At 63.1% G+C, this 16812-nt stretch carries 16 protein-coding genes; 5 read left to right on the top strand and 11 right to left on the bottom strand.

Annotated elements, in window-relative coordinates; translation table 11 throughout:
* Nucleotides 1-13 precede the first annotated feature (13 nt).
* Nucleotides 14-760 (top strand): fumarate/nitrate reduction transcriptional regulator Fnr, encoded by a 747-nt coding sequence (gene fnr / locus WBK19_RS13505; RefSeq protein WP_511290533.1) that lies wholly within the window; start codon nucleotides 14-16, stop codon nucleotides 758-760.
* 7 nt (nucleotides 761-767) lie between these two features.
* On the opposite strand, the gene WBK19_RS13500 is transcribed toward fnr, so the two are convergent.
* From WBK19_RS13500 to WBK19_RS13490, 3 genes are all read right to left on the bottom strand, one after another.
* A complete protein-coding gene (locus tag WBK19_RS13500; protein ID WP_511290531.1) occupies nucleotides 768-1175 on the bottom strand; it encodes a DUF302 domain-containing protein in 408 nt (135 codons plus the stop codon).
* Nucleotides 1176-1331: 156 nt separating this feature from the next.
* A complete protein-coding gene (locus WBK19_RS13495; RefSeq protein WP_511290529.1) occupies nucleotides 1332-2438 on the bottom strand; it encodes a porin in 1107 nt (368 codons plus the stop codon).
* Between the two features lie 339 nt (nucleotides 2439-2777).
* Nucleotides 2778-4862 (bottom strand): TonB-dependent receptor family protein, encoded by a 2085-nt coding sequence (locus WBK19_RS13490; RefSeq protein WP_511290527.1) that lies wholly within the window; start codon nucleotides 4860-4862, stop codon nucleotides 2778-2780.
* A 354-nt stretch (nucleotides 4863-5216) separates the two neighbouring features.
* On the opposite strand from WBK19_RS13490, the gene WBK19_RS13485 reads away from it, so the two are divergent.
* The 4 genes from WBK19_RS13485 to WBK19_RS13470 all read left to right on the top strand — a co-directional run bounded on the left by WBK19_RS13485 (nucleotide 5217) and on the right by WBK19_RS13470 (nucleotide 8207).
* Nucleotides 5217-5903 (top strand): hypothetical protein, encoded by a 687-nt coding sequence (locus tag WBK19_RS13485; protein WP_511290525.1) that lies wholly within the window; start codon nucleotides 5217-5219, stop codon nucleotides 5901-5903.
* 21 nt (nucleotides 5904-5924) lie between these two features.
* Nucleotides 5925-6914, top strand: a complete 990-nt coding sequence (locus tag WBK19_RS13480) for a DUF6976 family protein (protein WP_511290523.1) — start codon at nucleotides 5925-5927, stop codon at nucleotides 6912-6914.
* A 99-nt stretch (nucleotides 6915-7013) separates the two neighbouring features.
* On the top strand, nucleotides 7014-7418 hold the full coding sequence (locus tag WBK19_RS13475; protein WP_511290521.1) for an FKBP-type peptidyl-prolyl cis-trans isomerase: 405 nt from the start codon (nucleotides 7014-7016) through the stop codon (nucleotides 7416-7418).
* Between the two features lie 123 nt (nucleotides 7419-7541).
* Nucleotides 7542-8207, top strand: coding sequence for a PEP-CTERM sorting domain-containing protein (locus WBK19_RS13470; RefSeq protein ID WP_511290519.1), 666 nt, complete (start codon nucleotides 7542-7544; stop codon nucleotides 8205-8207).
* Nucleotides 8208-8214: 7 nt separating this feature from the next.
* On the opposite strand, the gene WBK19_RS13465 is transcribed toward WBK19_RS13470, so the two are convergent.
* Genes WBK19_RS13465 through WBK19_RS13430 form a run of 8 tightly spaced genes read right to left on the bottom strand, consistent with a single transcriptional unit; the run spans nucleotide 8215 to nucleotide 16644 of the window.
* On the bottom strand, nucleotides 8215-8853 hold the full coding sequence (locus WBK19_RS13465; protein WP_511290517.1) for a DsbA family oxidoreductase: 639 nt from the start codon (nucleotides 8851-8853) through the stop codon (nucleotides 8215-8217).
* A 54-nt stretch (nucleotides 8854-8907) separates the two neighbouring features.
* The gene (locus WBK19_RS13460; RefSeq protein ID WP_511290515.1) at nucleotides 8908-9825 is read right to left on the bottom strand and encodes an alpha/beta fold hydrolase; all 918 of its coding nucleotides are present in this window, start codon (nucleotides 9823-9825) and stop codon (nucleotides 8908-8910) included.
* Entirely contained in the window at nucleotides 9822-10469 is a 648-nt protein-coding gene (locus tag WBK19_RS13455) for a response regulator (protein WP_511290513.1), read from the bottom strand. The genes WBK19_RS13460 and WBK19_RS13455 overlap by 4 nt, the downstream gene beginning before the upstream one ends.
* On the bottom strand, nucleotides 10466-11875 hold the full coding sequence (locus tag WBK19_RS13450) for a HAMP domain-containing protein (RefSeq protein ID WP_511290511.1): 1410 nt from the start codon (nucleotides 11873-11875) through the stop codon (nucleotides 10466-10468). The genes WBK19_RS13455 and WBK19_RS13450 overlap by 4 nt, the downstream gene beginning before the upstream one ends.
* Nucleotides 11872-14205, bottom strand: coding sequence for a TonB-dependent receptor (locus WBK19_RS13445; protein ID WP_511290509.1), 2334 nt, complete (start codon nucleotides 14203-14205; stop codon nucleotides 11872-11874). Before WBK19_RS13445 ends, WBK19_RS13450 begins: the two co-directional genes overlap by 4 nt.
* On the bottom strand, nucleotides 14202-14942 hold the full coding sequence (locus tag WBK19_RS13440) for an energy transducer TonB (RefSeq protein ID WP_511290507.1): 741 nt from the start codon (nucleotides 14940-14942) through the stop codon (nucleotides 14202-14204). Before WBK19_RS13440 ends, WBK19_RS13445 begins: the two co-directional genes overlap by 4 nt.
* Nucleotides 14939-15877, bottom strand: a complete 939-nt coding sequence (locus tag WBK19_RS13435; protein WP_511290505.1) for a quinoprotein relay system zinc metallohydrolase 1 — start codon at nucleotides 15875-15877, stop codon at nucleotides 14939-14941. The genes WBK19_RS13440 and WBK19_RS13435 overlap by 4 nt, the downstream gene beginning before the upstream one ends.
* A complete protein-coding gene (locus WBK19_RS13430) occupies nucleotides 15874-16644 on the bottom strand; it encodes a quinoprotein dehydrogenase-associated SoxYZ-like carrier (protein ID WP_511290503.1) in 771 nt (256 codons plus the stop codon). The genes WBK19_RS13435 and WBK19_RS13430 overlap by 4 nt, the downstream gene beginning before the upstream one ends.
* Between the last annotated feature and the right edge of the window lie 168 nt (nucleotides 16645-16812).

The raw sequence follows: 16812 nt of genomic DNA, 5'->3' as shown, positions 1-16812 counted from the left end.
ACGCAGGTTGAAAATGGCTCAAACACACCCGCTAAATCAGGAAGTCGCGCTGTCTATTATCAAGACAGCCTGCTCCAATTGTAACCTGCGCGAACTTTGCCTGCCGTACGGTCTCAGCCTTGAAGAACTGGAACGGCTGGACGATCTGGTTTCGACCCGCCGCCGTATCAAGCGCGGCGACCATCTCTACCGTGCCGGCGAAGTTTTTGATGCCATTTATGCGATTCGCAGCGGTTTCTTCAAAACCGACGTGTTACTTGAAGATGGGCGCGACCAGGTTACCGGCTTCCAGATGGCTGGCGAGCTGCTCGGGCTCGACGGCATCAGCACTGAACACCACACCTGCAACGCCATTGCGCTCGAAGACAGCGAGATTTGCGCCATTCCCTTCTCGCGACTGGAAGGACTGTCACGTGAAATCCACACGCTACAGCATCATTTCCACAAGGTGATGAGTCGGGAAATCGTCCGCGACCATGGTGTCATGATGTTGCTCGGCACGATGCGCGCTGAGGAACGACTGGCCGCCTTCCTGCTCAACCTGTCACAGCGCTTCACGGCGCGCGGCTTTTCGCACGCCGAGTTTTACCTGCGCATGACGCGCGAGGAAATCGGCAGCTACCTCGGCCTCAAGCTCGAAACGGTTTCTCGGGCTTTCTCCCGCTTTCAGGAAGAGGGCCACATTGCGGTTCAGCAGAAACACATTCGCATCCTGAACGTGAACGGGCTCAAGGCCCTGATGAATCACCGCGCCTCCTGAGCGAGGCTTACCAGCGCAGGCGGGCGAGCTTCGCTGCGCGCTGAATAATTCGCTGCAACAGTGATTCGGCGTGCTGCCGACCGGCGGTCGCGTTACCCGGCGAGCGATACGCCAGCCGGATTTCCGACGATTTTCCCTTGATGGTATAGAGCGCGATGGACAGCGGGCAAAGTGTCAGTTGTACCGGGTCCTCGCGGACTAGCTCTGCGGCCAGGACAGCACTGCAGAACTGGACGATTTCTGCGTCACCGTAAGGGATCGAGCCATCGCCAACGGCCGTGCGAGCCAGCATGTCGCGAAACGGCAGAACACCGCCGACTACCAGCCCTTCGCTCTCGATGGCTTCGATGAGCCCGTCATGAGCTGCCCGGAAATCGGAATTGCCTACTATGACGACGACCGTATCTTCAGCCAAAGATGGGATCGAAAGACAAAGCAGCGACAGGATAACCAGAAAAAAACGGGACGCCCCGCGGGGCGTCCCAAACAGATGTGTAGAAACCATCTGACGCAAGAGTTCGTTGCCCGGCCGATTCATAAGACGAAAGAACCGTCCGGGTAAATTTGTTACTTAGAACGAGTGCTTGATACCCATCGCCAGGCCATTGACGCCGACGCTGGTACCGGCACCATTACCCATCGGGTTGATGGTGTAGCCGGCATTGGTGTCGTTCTTGATATGCGCATAGTCGGCGTACAGCTCGGTGCGCTTGGACAAAGAATAGCGCGCGCCGACGCCGACCTTCCAGGCATCAGCATCGGTCAGTGTCTTGTCCTTGACCTGGCCGAACATGCCCAGCACGGAGAATTTGCCGAGCGGCACGGAGGCACCGATGAACCAGTTGCGGCGATCGTACTTTTGAGTGGGAGACAGGCCAAAGGCGGCACCAACTGTGTTGCCACCGATGAAGGAGTTCACATCGCCCTTGATGACGTCATAGACGCCGCTGACCTTGACCACGCCGAAGTCATAGGAGGCGCCAGCCGTGGCGACGTACAGGCGGTCGCTGTCATAGCCAACGGCCCGGGTCGTTTCATAGTCGAGATCAATGCTCAGCGGGCCATTCGCATAGATCAGGTTGGCCGACAGCAGACGGTCGTCGCCGGTGTTGCCACCGCTGGGCTTAGGGGTAAGGTGTGCGCCGTTCAGGCTGCCTTCCGCTCCCTGCGTGTTGGTGGCGGTGGCCAGAATCACGGTGAAGCCGCTGAAGCTCGGCGAAATGTAGGCAAGGGCGTTGGCCGCACGGTCGTACTGGGTGGTCATCGACGTCAGGCTGGCAACCGAGTAGTTGCCGAACGGGCTGTATTTGCCGTAGATGCCGTAACGGATGCCGTCCAGGTAACCGGCGACGACGGTGCCGAAGCCGCCGGTCAGGCCGACGTACTGGTGACCGGCCGTAGCCAGGCCGGTGCTGGTGTCCGGGCTGATGCGATATTGCAGATCGAACAGCGCCTTCAAGCCATTGCCCAGATCCTCGACGCCCTTGAAGCCGATGTGGCTCTGCGAGGCAGCGCTCTGCAGATCGTATTGCGACTGGCCGTTGGCGACCGCGCCGTTATTTCCCTGACGGAACATGACACCCATATCGACGTTACCGTAGATGGTGACGTTGGTTTGTGCGAAGGCTGCACCGGAAGTAACAGCCGCAACAGCCAGCGCGATTAGTTTTTTCTGCATTGAATTGCTCCTCAATCATCTTTTGTGTGAATGAACCGTGGAACGTGACCGCTCCATACGAATCTCCCCTCTCCCATCCCGAGGGCAGCGTTCGGCCTTATGAATTGCGAAGCCCGTGCCAGGCCATGCAACAGCCCCCGAAAAATTGCACAAACCCGCCTGCCACTTCGATTTCAGGCGTTTTTTCCGGTTGACCGTGGCATTCCGCTGAACACCCGGACGCGTTCATTTTCTGGACACTTGTTGCGCCACTGAGCCAAAACGAAACAGTGCGCGCTGTTTCATCAAGCACAAAAAAGCCCGGTCGCAGCCGGGCTCGAGCGGGGGGAATGGAGGTGCTCAAAAAGAATATCGGGCGCTGACGCCGGCCAGCCAGGTGCGCCCCGGGGCAGCTTCGTAGTAACGGCTGTTGCCGTCGCCAACGATGACCGAGCCGACGTACTGGCGATCGAAAATATTGTCGAAACGCAGGAAGGTGCGCAGGTTCAGGTCGCCGACTTTGCGGTCGACACCAAAGCGCAGGTTGGCGATGGCGTAGGCCGGCGCTGCCTGCTTGGTGTTGCTGTCCTCGACGTAAACCTTGCTCCGGGCGATGCCCTCGACGGCGGCATGGAAACCACTGGCCGGATGTTTCCAGGCCAGTTCGCCGAACAGGCTCTGGGCGGGAACGCCGGGCAGACGGCTGTCAGCATTGACCGGACCGGATGACGTGGTGAAGGCTTCTTCGTAGCGCGCGTCGAGCAGCGTGTAGGCGAGACGGGTGGACAGGTTGTTGGCCCAGCGGCTGTCGAACCCGGCTTCGAGACCACGACGCAAGGTCTGTCCGGCATTACGGTAAGTCGTCCGACCGCCGGAGGCGGAGTCGACGACCAGTTCGTCCTCGGTCTCGATCTGGAAGACCGCCAGATCAAGGCGGCTGTCATTGCCGATAAAGGCTTTCAAGCCGGTTTCGTAGTGCGTACTGGTAGACGGCTTGAGGTTGTAGCTGAAGGTGCCACCGACGCCGGAGTAGAACAGTTCGTTGAAGGTCGGCGCCTCGAAGCCGCGCGCGGCGCTGGCGTAGATATTGACCGTCGGCGTCAGGCGGAACATGGCGGCGATGGTCGGCGTTGTCTTCTCGTAGCTGACGCTGCCGCCATCGTTGCCGTTGCTCAGGTAGGCATCCTTGACGCTGAACGAGACATTGCTGTGCCGAACGCCGCCGCTGAAGGTCCAGCGCTCGCCCTGCCACTCGGCCTGGGCGTACTGGTCAAAGCTGGCAACACGGTCTTCTTCAGCCCGGCGCTGGACCCCCTTGACTCCGAGCGTGGCACCGATGAAGTTTTCGTAGCCGCGCCGGTTGTCGATCGACTGCTCATAGTCGACACCAACCGTCGTCGTCAGCTTGCCGCCGGCCAGCTGGAAGCGGCCAATCCAGCGCAACGAGGCGCCGCCGAAATCGCGGTCGAAATCGATGACACCACCGGAATGCTTGGCGTTGCCTTGCGGGCCGGCCGGGATCGACTGGTACTGAATCGTCGAGCGCTGCCCGGCATAGGCCGAGGCGAGCACCGAATGGTCGCCGAAGCGGTGTTCGTAGGTCAGCCCGCCCTGCATGTGGTCGATGCTCTTGCGCGTGTTGTAGTCGAGCGCCGGCTGGGCGACGCTGCGCGGGTTGGCCTGATAGCCGGCCCAGGTTTGGCCCTGCGGATCGTCGGCCGTCTGCTTGAAACTGTTGGCAATGAAAGTCAGCTTGCCGTCCTGGCTTGGCCGGTAGGTCAGTTTGACCATGCTCTGGTCGCGTTCGGCCTTGCTGTGGTCGCGGTAGCCGTCGGTGGCGAAATGCGAGGCGTCAATGACGTAGCCGAGGCCGCCGACTTCGCCCTGGGCGCTGACGTCGGTCTTCCACATGTTGTCGCCACCGGCGACGAAGCCGCCTTCAACGCTCGGCCGGCCCTTGCCGTCCGGCGTGAACATCTGGATGACGCCGCCGGCATGGTTGCCATAAACGACGGCCATCGGGCCACGCAGCACTTCGATGCGCTCGGCGCGATCGAGATTGAAAGTGGCGGCCTGCCCCTGGCCGTCCGGCATCGAAGCCGGAATGCCGTCCGAAATCAGGCGAATGCCACGCACGCCAAAAGCCGACCGGGCGCCGAAGCCGCGCGACGAAATCTGCAGATCCTGCGCGTAGTTCTGGCGGTTCTGCACGGTGATGCCGGGCACCGCGGCCAGCGCCTCGGAAGCATTGACCCGCGCCTGATCGGCGCCGATACGCGCCGCATCCACGACATCGACGGCAGCCGGCAGGTCGAAGGTGTTGTGCTCGACCCGGCTGCCGCTGACGACGACGGAATCAAGCGTCAGTGCCGTTTCGGCGGCAATGCCAAGGCAGGGAAAAGTGGCAGCGAGGATAACGGCGAGGCGCTTCGGAGTATGTCTCATGATTTTTGTCTTTATCTGTGTGATGCGTGATTTCGTTTTTGACCAAATTTTCCGGTCGACCGTGCAAGGCGACCTCAATCTGATTGTCGGCAAAAAGCAAAGTTCGGGCGACGCGGTAATCGCCAATAGCGCCTCATGAAAATCATGAGATGGCCGAATTTCGTTTTTGGCCGTTTTTTCCGGTTGACCGTAGGAGCAGCTGCTTTGAATTGCAGCAACCGTTCGTTTTTTCCACAGTTGCCGGAACACAAATCGCCGCCCAGCCCGCGATTTGCCGCTAGCACGCTCCTTGCTATCAGCATAAACCGGCAAAATAGCCCGATCCACAGCAAGCGGGCGACATGGAGACCAACGATGAAGCTTGAAGACTTATTGCATCACACACTGGCCATTCACGCACCGTGGCACATTGCCCGCGTCCGCAACGACCTCGGCAAAAACCAGATCGACATCTGGGTCTCCCGCGAGGTTCTGCGCAGCGGCTGGTTTTTCGGTGCACGAAGCACGCCCGAACAAGGCCGGGAAAGCATCTGGCGTCACATCAACATCGGCAATGCCCGCTGCATCGTCCATGCCGTCATCCCCGGCGAAACCGAAATCGCCGATCTGCAATGGCTGGGCGAAACCGACCAGCCCTTCACCCGGGCCTTCGCCCGGCAGATTGCCGGCATGTTCATGCAAGGCGTCAGCTTCGCCTCAGTCTGCGCCCTGCTCGACCTGCCCGTCGCCGACCTCTGGAAATTCAAGCATCGCCTCGATAACGGCAAATCGGGGCTGTCCGGCCCGGGCAGCGCGCCCGACTCGATCTCGGCCCAGATACCGGCACCGAATGACCCAATCTGGGAAGAATTGCTCAGCGGCAACCTCCAGCTCGACATCCGCATCCTCAGCCTCAAGCTGCTGCTGACCAAGCTGCGCGAGCAATTCGCCATCATCAGTGATGGCGAAGTACGCACCCTGAAGGCCCATGAATTGCAACGCTACTTCACCCGCCACGAAAAAATGCTCGGCCACGAACTGGCGCAACTTGCCCAAAACTGACCCGCATCACCGATAAAAACCATGAAAACCCAACAAGAACTGATGTCGGTCAGCCGCGCCGCCGAACTGATCAAGGCCGGCAAATTTCTCAGCATCGCCGGCGACGAAACCGCCCTCAGGCAACTCCCCCAAGGCCAGTGGATCGGCGGCACCATCCCCTATTTCATGGCGGCCGAAGGTGGCACGGTCAGCCGCGAGCAGGTTTTCGTCAGCGAAGCCAGCGGCTTCGCCGCGCCGCCGCAACTGCGCTTCTACGATGGCGCAACCTTGCCGCAAATCTGCCGAAATGCGCCGGACAACGGCTACAGCATTCTGATCATTCCCGCCTTCAGCGCCACCCACGCCAGTTTTGCCCAAAACGCCCCGAATTTCGAAGAGATGTACATGAAGCCGCTGATCGGCTGGATCGCTGGCATTCACCTCGACGATCTGGGCAAGGCTTCACCCAAGGTCGTGCTCGGCAGCACCGGTGAGTTTTCCGAAACCGACGCTGTAGTCATGGACGTGCCGCTGCCGCCCGAAAAATTTGCCCAGATCGACATCGTCAACCTCTTCCGGCCCGGCACCGGTGCCGGCATCAGCTTCCAGAACAACGGCTTCAGCGCCGGCGATTGCCTGATCGGCGGCCAACCGGGCAACCTGGCCGATTACCTGCGGGAAAAACAGATCGACACGCGCCTGCCGCTGGTCGCCGATTACAGCGGCGCCATGATCAACGTCAGCATCAAAAGCGTCGACCACGAGGCGCAGCGCGTCGAGTTCTACGCCCCGGTCTTCCCGGGCCTCGAATACCGCTTTGCGGCGCCGGTCACCGACTATGTCACCGACTTCCAGGCCGCTCTGCCCAGGAGCGGGCAGGACATTTCCTTCTCCTGCAACTGCATCCTCAATTTCCTCAATTCGCATCTGGAAGGCAAGCGGACGGGTGAGGTCAACGGGCCGATGACCTTCGGCGAAATCGGTTACCAGTTGCTCAACCAGACCCTGGTTTACCTGACCGTCACCGAATGAGCCGGGGCGGACAATTTTTTCGCCGCCCCCTTTACTCGCCCGCCGACTTCCCATTAACGTAGCCAGCTTTCAACGCCCCACCTCAACCAAGGCATATCCATGCAAAAGCTCGCTACCGCAACCGCCCTCCTCCTCGCGCTCTCCTTTCAGGCCACGGCCGCCGAACCGAAGGAAGAAATGACCCCCTCCGGCATCGCCATCACCATGCTCAAGGAAGGCAGCGGCGCCAGCCCGAAGGCCAGCGACACGGTCAAGGTGCACTACCGCGGCACGCTGACCAATGGCCAGGAATTCGACAGTTCATACAAGCGCAACGAGCCGGCCGCCTTCCCGCTCAACCGCGTGATTCCGTGCTGGACTGAAGGCGTGCAGAAGATCAAGGTCGGCGGCAAGGCCAAGCTGGTTTGCCCGCCCAACCTGGCTTACGGCAGCCGTGGCGTCCCCGGCATTCCGCCCAATTCGACGCTGATTTTCGAAGTCGAATTGCTCGACATCGCCAGGTAAGACAGCGGCCGGCGCAAGCCGGCTGAATCAGGCGGCGCCTAGTCCGGCTCATGCGCCGCCTGTCATTCAAGCGTCATGCCGACGGCGCAGACTTCAGGGATTGTCATTCTGCCGGAGGCGACCATGCGCCACCTTTCCCTGCTCCTGTCCGCCCTGCTGTTCTCGGCTTTCGCTCAAGCCGCCTCGAACGCCAACATCGCCACCATCAGCTGCTCGGGTAGCTCGTCATTCGACCTGAGCAACGGCGCCCTGCTGTCCTGCGACGGCGATTTTTCGCTGATCGGCGGCAGCATCGATTCGGACACCGGCATCACGATCAGCGCAGTCGGTTCATTGTTTCTTGATGATCTGAGAATCAGCGCCCCCGTCGTCGAGCTAAAAACGCTCTCTGGCACCATTAGCGTTGCCAAAGGCGCATCGATCAATGGGTTCAACTGGAACAACTTTGACATCGGCACAGCGCCCCGTTTGACTTTTGAGCAGCCCGGGGATCTGACACTCCTGGAAAGAAGGGCAGGAATAGTCAGCACCGGCGGCGATATTTCGCTAGTTCAACCGGGCCAGATCACGCTACGTGACGGCGGGGGCATTGTCGTGCGCCAGCCGGGCGATATCGACCTGAGTGTCGGTGGTCAAATCGTACTCAACGGCGGCGGTCAAATTGTGCTGAACGGTGGTGGCGACCTGACGCTGGTCTCATCCGTACCGGAGCCGGCCACGGTCTGGTCGCTGCTTTGCGGTGGACTGCTCCTCGCCATCCGCCGAAACCGCTGGAAAGACCGGGCCTGAGCGGCGATCAGGCCATCGATTTGCGGATCGCTGCGGCCAGAATCGCCGGGTCTTCGGCCCCAACCACGATCTCCCGGCCATCGACGATGAAGGTCGGCACCATCGAAATACCCATCGCCCGGAACTTGCGCTCCATGGCGCGCACCTCGTCGGTGTCGGCGCCGGAAGCCATATAGGACTCGACTTCTGCACCGGGATAGCCGCACTCGACGGCCACCTTGACCAGCAGGGCCAAATCACCAATCCGATCGCCGCGCTGAAACTGGGCAACGAACAGACGTTCGACCAGCTGTGCCGCATCGCCCCGTTGCTGCGCCCAGTGGATCAGCCGATGCGCCTGCAGGGTATTGGCGCGAACCTCGATTTTCTCGAAGGCATAGTCAACGCCCCACGGCCGACCAGCAGCGCGCACACGCTCGAACAGCGCCTCGACCGGGGCCGGCCCACCAAATTTCTTTTCGAGAAACGGCCGGTAAGGCTCGCCTTCGGGTGGCGTATCGGGATTCAGGAAAAACGGCCGCCAGCGCTTCTCGCAGCTGAAATCCGGCAATTCGCGGCGGACCTCGGCAATGGCTGCGTCAAGCCGGCGCAGGCCGATGTAGCACCACGGACAAACGAGGTCGGAGACGATTTCGATAGTGATCATGGGGCGATCATACAACCGGAAGTCGTCGCAGATAGCCAGCAGCGACCGGCAAGCTTAGTCAAAGTTTTCTGCGCACTCCACCATCCAGCCCAGCGCCTTGATGCAGGCGCGCGCCATGGCCGGCGACAGAGCATCGTGGCCGGCGCTCGCCACCGGCACCCAGGTCGCCTCGGGCCAGGCTTTGTGCAGGGTTTCGGCCGCAATTGGCGGGCAAACCGGGTCGGCCAGGCCCTGAACGATGACGGCGGGAAGATGGTGGATGCGGGCGATGCCGGCCAGCAGTTGGCCGGGCACGAGAAAGCAGTCGCGCGTCAGGTAATGCATCTGGATGCGCGCCCGGGCCAGCTGGATCGCGTCGAGCGCCCCGTCGAGCGGCGCCTTGCCGACCAGCTGGCGCTGATAGTTCAGCCAGAGCCGCGCCGCCTGTGCCGCCGCTTCCGGATCATCGCCAAGAATGCGCCGGGCAAATGCCGTCAGCGGATCACCCTGCTCGGACGATGGCAGCAGCCCGCCCAGCCCGCGCGCGTAGGCGACGATTTCGTCGTGCGAACCAAGGAAGATGCCGTGCATGACCAGGCCATGCACGCTTTCCGGATAAATCTGGGCGTAGGCCAGCGCCAGCAGGCTGCCCCACGAACCGCCGAAAACGATCCAGCCGGAAATACCGAGCGCCTCACGCACGTAATCGAGATCGGCAACCAGATCGAGCGTCGTGTTCGCCCCCAGCTCGCCGCTCGGCAGGCTGCGCCCGGCGCCACGCTGGTCGATCAGGACCACGCGGAAAATGTTGGGGTCGAACAGCCGGCGATGTTCAGTCAGGCAGCCGCCGCCCGGCCCGCCGTGCAGGAAGAGGACGGGGATACCGTCGACCGGGCCGCATTCCTCAACATGCAGGATATGGCCGTCACCGACCGCCATCTGCCGGACGCAGCGCGGCCGACACTCGGGGAACAGATGATCGACTGACATCATGCCTCGATCAGGCCGTTGCGCACGGCGACCAGCGTCAGCTCGGCGGCATTCTGCACGTTGAGCTTCTGCTTGATGTGATAAAGATGCGTACCAACCGTGCTCGGGCTCAGGCAGAAATCCTCGGCCACGTCGTTGACCGAACGGCCTTCGGCCAGCTTCATGAAGACAGCCAGCTCCTTCTCGGTCAGCGTGTCGACCGGGCTGCTCGAACCGGAAAGCTGGGCCAGGGCGACGGACTGCGCCAGTTCCGGGTCAAGGTAACGGCGGTCGCCGGCCACCTGGCCGACAGCGCGCAGGAACTCCTCGGGCGCCGCCCGTTTGCACAGGTAGCCACGAGCGCCAAGGCGCAGGGCGCGCACCGGCACGATGTCATCATTGTGGGCCGAGAGCATCAGCACTTTGGCCCTGGCATCCCAGGCAAGCAGCCGTTCCAGCGCCGCCAAGCCGCCGATGCCGGGCATCGAGACGTCCATCACGACGACATCCGGGTTGGTTTCGGCGTAGAGGCGGACGGCGCTTTCGCCGTTCTCGGCCTCGCCGACCACCGTAGCGCCGGCTCCTTCGAGCAGGCAACGGAAGCCGAGGCGAACCATCGCGTGATCGTCGGCGAGCAGGATGCGCTTGCCTTGCAGTGCGTTGCTCATGCGAATTCCTCCGGGGAGTGTTGCGCTACGGCGTCGGGCAGGCGGGCGAAAATACGGAAGCCGCCGCCGGCCGGTTGTTCGAATTGCAGATGGCCGCCCAGAGCGGCAATGCGCTCGCCCATGCCGGCCAGGCCGAGGCCGCAGCCAGGCTGCGCCGAGGGCTGACCGGAACGGCCGCGACCGTTGTCAGCCAGCGACAGTTGCAGCCAGCCGGCGACGCGGCAGATGGCCAGATCGACCTGCGTGGCGTCGGCGTGGCGAACGACATTGGTCAGGCCTTCCTGCACGATGCGGATGACGGCCGTGGCCAGATCGTCGGCCACGGGCTGCGGGCCGATGGCGAGATGGCTGTTCACAATCATTTCCGGGTGCTGTACCTGCCAGCCGGCCAGCTGGCGTTCGAGCGTCGCGGCCAGACTGTTGCCGGCAACCGGGCGCAGACGGTGCAGGATGTTGCGCACGCCATCCTGCATTTCGCCGGTGACGGCGACGATGCCCTGGGCCGGGATGTGCAGCGACGGCGCGTCGCTTGTGCGCTGGACGATGGCGCCGGCCAGTGCCCGCACGGCGGTGATGCCTTGAGCCAGCTCGTCGTGCAGTTCGCGGGCGATGACCCGGCGTTCTTCTTCGAGGCGGTCATGCATCTGGCGGTCGACTTCGCGGGCGCTTTCAAGGCGGACATTGTCGTCCACCGCTTCGCCCAGCCGGTCGGCCATGCCGTTGAAGGCGCGCGAAATGCGGCCGAGTTCCGGCGTCGCGAAAACCGGCAGGCGGGTGTCAAAACGGCCACGCCCGGTACGGTCGAGGGCGCGCATGATCTGAGCCAGCGGACTGAGCGCCCGGCCCAGCGCCGTGCGCGTCGCCACGAAGAGCAGACCGAGCAAGCCGAGCGCCCAGCCGGCCATGGCGGCCAGATCGTCCCAGGCGTCGAGGATGGCACGCGAGGCGTCGGGATGCAGGGTCAATGTATAACCCTCGATGGCCAACGTACGGGCCGGGAATTCGCTGGCCAGCAAGCCGCCAAACCAGCCGGGCGCCGAACGCCCGGCCTTGTAGCTCGGGCCCGGCGAGCGGTAGATCGTCTCGCCGGCAGCCGTGCGAATTACCAGTTCATTGGCCCGCACCCGGCCGATGGCGCGGGCAACAGTTAGCAGTCGCTCACCGCGCGTCGCCGCCGGCACGTCGTTCATTTCGCCGAGCACGGCCTTGAGCCATTGCTCGGAAACCCGGCTCGCCGCCTCGACCTCTTCGTGGATGGCGTTGCGCGTGCCGTGCAACCACAAGACGGCGAGGACGATGAGCAGGCTGGCCGCCAGCGCGGTCAGGACGAGGCCAACGCGGGTGTGCAGGCTGAGCCGCAATTTGCTGCGGTCAACCGGAAAAATCGGCCAAAAATGAAAGGTCATTTGCCGCCAAACACGTAACGCACGCCGAGCCAGGCAGAACGCGGAGCGCCCGGCGCGACGAAGGTTTCGCGACGCCAGTCGTCAGGATTGGTCTGCAGGCTGCCGCCGACAAAGGGGTTTTCGGCCAGGGCGCCGGCTGTGGCGTAGTGCTTGTCGAAGACGTTGTTGACCTTGGCGAACATCTGCCAGCCGCCACCCAGCCTGGCCTCGGCGTTGAGGTTGAGGATGGCGTAGCCGGGAACCTTGCCCGGGCCGTCGAAGGTGCGCGTGCTGCCCAGGGCGTCGGTGGCGGTGCCGCTTTGGTGCTGGTTGTTCTCGTTGCCACGGACGTACTGGCCGGAGAAAGCCTGCACGTCACCGCCGATGCGCAGCCAGTCGGTGGCGCGCCAGGCGAGGCCGAGCTTGAGGCTATGCGCCGGGAGCCCGGGAATATGGTTGCCCTTTTTGACGAGGATTTCATCGTCCTGCCCGCCACCGGTACATTCCGCCGTCGTGCCGCGCGTGCTGTTGTTTTCGGCCAGAATGCAGGCGTCGGAACGGAAAGTGGCCTGCAACCAGGTGTAGTTGGCGTACCAGTCGACGCGACGCAGGTTGCCGTTGAGGCCGAGTTCGAGGCCCTGGCGCAGCGTCTTGCCATAGTTGGTGAAATAGCCGGCGCTGGTCGAGGTGCCGACGAACAGGATGTCATCGCTGCTCATGGTGCGGAAAAGACCGGCATTCCAGTTGGTGTCACCGGCCAGCTTGCCGCGCAGGCCGGCTTCGAGGGTGCGGGCGACGACCTGCTTCAGATACGGGTCAGCAGCCATCGAATTGGGCAGCGTGCACGGGTTGGCCGGGTCGGCGCAGCCCAGCTCAATCGGCGTCGGCACGCGGTTGCCCTGGCTGAAACCGGCGTAGGCGTTGAGCGCCGGGACGATCTGCCAGCTCAGGCCAAGGGCCGGGTTGAGCTTGCGGTATTTGTGGTCGCCGTCGAGGTTGGGCGCCGTGCGGTTGAGTTCGTCAAAGGTCGTGACGTGGCTCATGTTGTAGCGGGCCGACCCGGTCAGGTGCAGGTTCGGCAGCAGCGACCAGGTGTCGGTGACGAACAGGCTGGCCGTGCTGGTCTTGCCGTTGATCTGGTTTTCGACGACGAGCGGCGACAGATTGGTCACGCCGCGCGTGGCGTCGAGTTCACCCAGTTCCTGCGTCTGCTGGAAATTGATGCGGGCCTGGTCGTAGGAAGCCCCGACGGCGAGCTGGTGCTGCTTGGTGCTGAGGTTCCACTGGGCGGCGATGCCCGTGCTGCGCTGCGAGGTTTTCGTCCGGTTGTTGGCCCCTGTTTCATCGGGCTCCAAACCTGGAGTACTGCCATTGGTAACCCAGTCCTCGTACTCGGTCTCGTAGTCGTCATTCATGTCGCCGTTCAGCGTCCGCGTCTTGCTCCGCCGGTGATAGACGCTGCCGGAGAGGCTTTGCGTATCGCTGAGCCACAGCTTGCCGTTGAGGGCGACCTGGGTCATGTCGTTGCGCGTCTCGTCGGGGTGCGTGAAGATCGCTTCGCGGCGCTCGGCGAGCATCGACTGCGGCAACAGGCCGTTGCCGATCAGCCGGCTACGCGCCTTGGTCAGCGTCAGATCAGCCTCGCCGGCGGCATTGCGGAAGGACAGCTTGCCGAAGAACTGCTTGACGTCGGATGGTGAATGATCGCGCCAGCCGTCTTCACGGAACCAGTCGCCGGCGCCATACCAGCCGAAGGTGCCATTGTTGCCGCCGTACTCCAGTTCGGTGTTGCTGCGGTTGAAACTTCCGCCGGACAGTTCGAACTTGCCACCGGGGTGCGAGAAACCACTCTTGGTGCGCATGGACAGCGCGCCACCCAGCGTGTTGAGGCCGAAAGCCGGATTGGAGCCGGGAATCAGGTCGATGCCGGCAATCGCCGAATTGGGAATCAGATCCCAGTTGACCGTGTCGCCGAAGGGTTCGTTGACGCGCACGCCATCGACGTAGACCGACAGCCCCTGGGCCGTGCCGAGCAGTGGCGAGGCGGTAAAGCCGCGGTAGTTGAGGTCGGCCTGGTAGGGGTTGCCCTGGACTTCATTGACGGTGACCGACGGTACCTGACGCACCATCTGCTCGGCGATGTTCTGGCTTTCGATTTCGTCGAGACGGCGGTCATCAAGCGACTGGACATTGGCGGGCAGATGCAGACGCGGCACGCCAATGCCGGAAAGCGGCGTCGTGCCGACGACTTCGACGGTCTCAGTGGTGACGACAGCCTCAGCGGCAAAGGCCGGAGCAAAGGCGGCGGAGATGGCGATGGCGAGCAGCGAACGTTGCGGGATTTGTCTCATGATGTTGTTTTCTTGAGTTTGTAGTTGATCGGTACGACGACTTGAATTTCGTTGGCCTCCAGCGCCTCGGGCAGGGGCGGCAGGCTGGCCAGATGTTCGAGCATGGCCAGCGCGTGTTGGTCGAGGACATCGAAGCCGCTCGAGCGGTCGAGGGCGACGCCGAGCAGATTGCCCTTGCGCGCGACCTTCAGGCGCAGGCGAACCTCGCCCTCCCAGCCGCGCATGGCGGCAACACGCGGGTATTCCTGATGGCGGGCGAAGAGTTCGCCGAGGCGTTGGCGATAGCCGTCGAGGACTTCGCTCTGCGGGCGTTGCGGTGCGATGGCAGGGGCCGGCCGGGCGGCTTCGGCAACCGGTGCCGAAGCAGAAGCCGCTGGCGCTACGTTTTCGGTAGCCATCGCCGATGATGGCGATGGCGCGGGGGCCGGCACGTTGGCCGGCCCGGCAGTCTGCGTCGCTAGCGGAGCCGGCCGCTCCGAACGACTTGCTTCCTGCCGGGCCTTCTGGGGGACGGCTGCCGGCGCCGGGGCGACTTCGGCAACAGGTCCGGATTCGGTAACCGCGAGCAGGCGGATCGAGGCAAAAATGGGTGGCAGACTGATCGGGCCGTTCTGGCGCTGCCACGAGGTCAGGGCAAACAGCGAGGCGTGGAGCAGGATGGACACTGCCAGAATTGCCCAAAATTTCCGGTTGACCGTGGGAATGACCGGCGCCTCGATGTTGGCGGCGGTGATCACGGTTTCGCCCCCAGCGCTTCCTGCTCGGCCGCCGGAAAGAGATGGCCGACCGAGCGGCGATATTCGCTGGCCGCCACCGGCAGATTGGCGAATTCGGCGGGCAGCGGGCGGGCCAGCACGTCGTTCATGTCCAGCCCGGCTTTCGCCGCGTCGCGCATGGCGGCGCTGAGCCAGGTCAGCCAGGCTCGCGTCTGGCGAATCGGGGCGGCATCGGCCGTCGGGGCGCCGTGGCCGGGCAACAGCAGCTTGAAGCCGGGTTCGCGGGTCAGCGCTTCGAGCTGGTCGAGCGCCTTGAGCCAGTGCGCGACATCGGCGTGCGGGGTGGTCGGGGCGCGACCGTTGAAGGCGAGGTCGCCGGCGAAAATGACACCGCTCGTTGCATCGACGATGACCAGATCAGCGCCGGTATGGCCGTCGAGCGCGACAAGGCGCAGGCTGCGGCCGGCGACTTCGACAACGCCGGCGCTCAGCGTCTTGCCAGGCAGCTGGACTTCGGTGCCCTTCATCCAGTCGCCGCTCATGCGGTACAGGTTTTCGGCAAAAGCGTTGCCATCGGCGGCGATGCCGTTGCGCGTTTCGGCCAGCGCGGCAATCGGCAGGTCGGCGAAAGCCTGGTTGCCGAGGAAGTGGTCGGGATGGTGGTGGGTGTTGATGACCAGCGCGATCGGCTTGGCGGTGATGGCGGCAATCGCCCGGCGCATCTGCTGGCCGTAGCGCAGCGACGGCCCCGTGTCGATGACGATGACGCCCTGCGAGGCGACGATGAAGGCGGTGTTGACGATGTTGCCACCGTTGTCGGTGGTGAAATCCTCGGTTTTGCCGATGAAGGCGTAAACGTCCTTGGCGATCATGACGGCCGACAGCCGGTAATCGAAATCGGCTGCCCCGAGTTGGCCGGCAACCAGCATCATTAGCGCACAGAACAGCCGTTTCACTGGTCTATCCTTGCCTTGAAAGCGTTGCCGTTATTGTCGCGACCGGTTGCCTCGACCGGGCCGTCGGCGCTTGTTCGCTGCAAGGTGAATACCGGGTTTTCGCTGACCGGCTCGTAGGTCTGGACCCGCATCAGGCGCTTGCCGGCGGTGTCGGCAAAGTTGATTTCTTCGAGGAAGAAGGCCGGCGTCCCGGCGACCAGGCCGGTGTCCATGGGATGCACGATGCGCATGCGCAGCCGGCCGGCGTTCGGGCCTTCGCTCCACTGGCGGCCGCTCACTTCATTGAGGCGCTGCTGCCATTCCTTCGAACCACCCGCTGCTGAGGGCGCCGTACAGCCGCCACCAACGGTGTTTACCCAGGTGCCGCCGACATGCCAGACGCCGTCGGCCGTGCGCACGGCGGCACGGACCGGCGTCGATTGCTGGAGCTTGACGCGAAAACCGAGGAAAGCCGGCGCATCTTCCGGGAAAAAACGCAGCACCTGGACGATGGGATTGAAGTCGGCGAAGACGACGACTTCAACCACACCAGCCAGTGCCGTGGCATCGACAGTGACCGGCACCTGCATCGGGTTTTCGGCCGTCGATGGGGCAACCACCTTGACACGCGGATCAAAGAGCACGGGGGCCCCGGCCAGGAAAGCTTTCTGCATTTCCGACCAGCGTGCCGAGGCGAGCGGATCGCCGTTCTCACGCAAGGCGGCAGCCTCGGCCGGAGGCATCAGCGCCGCCAGGGCAATCGCCGCAATGGTCAGTGGGTATTTCATCGTGTCTCGCTCCTTTTGCCCTGTGGGCTCTTTGTGCAGACTCGTGTGCAAAGCGCGTGCCAAGAACCTCTGGTTTTGGCGAATCCCTGATCTGGCCGGCAACGGCGCCGTAGTACCGGACACTGTCACGGCCTCTGAACAACCCGGGTGTGCAACTTTGGAGCAGGT

The organism is Azonexus sp. (assembly GCF_049652925.1).
In the GTDB taxonomy this organism is placed as follows: Bacteria; Pseudomonadota; Gammaproteobacteria; order Burkholderiales; family Rhodocyclaceae; genus Azonexus.
This window is presented reverse-complemented; position numbering and strand designations above follow the sequence as displayed.

Bases quoted from the DNA above. Each gene is read 5' to 3' on its own strand.
- WBK19_RS13475 (WP_511290521.1), top strand. From the start codon at position 7,014: ATGCAAAAGCTCGCTACCGCAACCGCCCTCCTCCTCGCGCTCTCCTTT.
- WBK19_RS13450 (WP_511290511.1), bottom strand. From the start codon at position 11,875: ATGACCTTTCATTTTTGGCCGATTTTTCCGGTTGACCGCAGCAAATTG.
- WBK19_RS13430 (WP_511290503.1), bottom strand. From the start codon at position 16,644: ATGAAATACCCACTGACCATTGCGGCGATTGCCCTGGCGGCGCTGATG.
- WBK19_RS13455 (WP_511290513.1), bottom strand. From the start codon at position 10,469: ATGAGCAACGCACTGCAAGGCAAGCGCATCCTGCTCGCCGACGATCAC.
- WBK19_RS13445 (WP_511290509.1), bottom strand. From the start codon at position 14,205: ATGAGACAAATCCCGCAACGTTCGCTGCTCGCCATCGCCATCTCCGCC.
- WBK19_RS13495 (WP_511290529.1), bottom strand. From the start codon at position 2,438: ATGCAGAAAAAACTAATCGCGCTGGCTGTTGCGGCTGTTACTTCCGGT.
- WBK19_RS13465 (WP_511290517.1), bottom strand. From the start codon at position 8,853: ATGATCACTATCGAAATCGTCTCCGACCTCGTTTGTCCGTGGTGCTAC.
- WBK19_RS13485 (WP_511290525.1), top strand. From the start codon at position 5,217: ATGAAGCTTGAAGACTTATTGCATCACACACTGGCCATTCACGCACCG.
- WBK19_RS13470 (WP_511290519.1), top strand. From the start codon at position 7,542: ATGCGCCACCTTTCCCTGCTCCTGTCCGCCCTGCTGTTCTCGGCTTTC.
- fnr (WP_511290533.1), top strand. From the start codon at position 14: ATGGCTCAAACACACCCGCTAAATCAGGAAGTCGCGCTGTCTATTATC.
- WBK19_RS13460 (WP_511290515.1), bottom strand. From the start codon at position 9,825: ATGATGTCAGTCGATCATCTGTTCCCCGAGTGTCGGCCGCGCTGCGTC.
- WBK19_RS13490 (WP_511290527.1), bottom strand. From the start codon at position 4,862: ATGAGACATACTCCGAAGCGCCTCGCCGTTATCCTCGCTGCCACTTTT.
- WBK19_RS13480 (WP_511290523.1), top strand. From the start codon at position 5,925: ATGAAAACCCAACAAGAACTGATGTCGGTCAGCCGCGCCGCCGAACTG.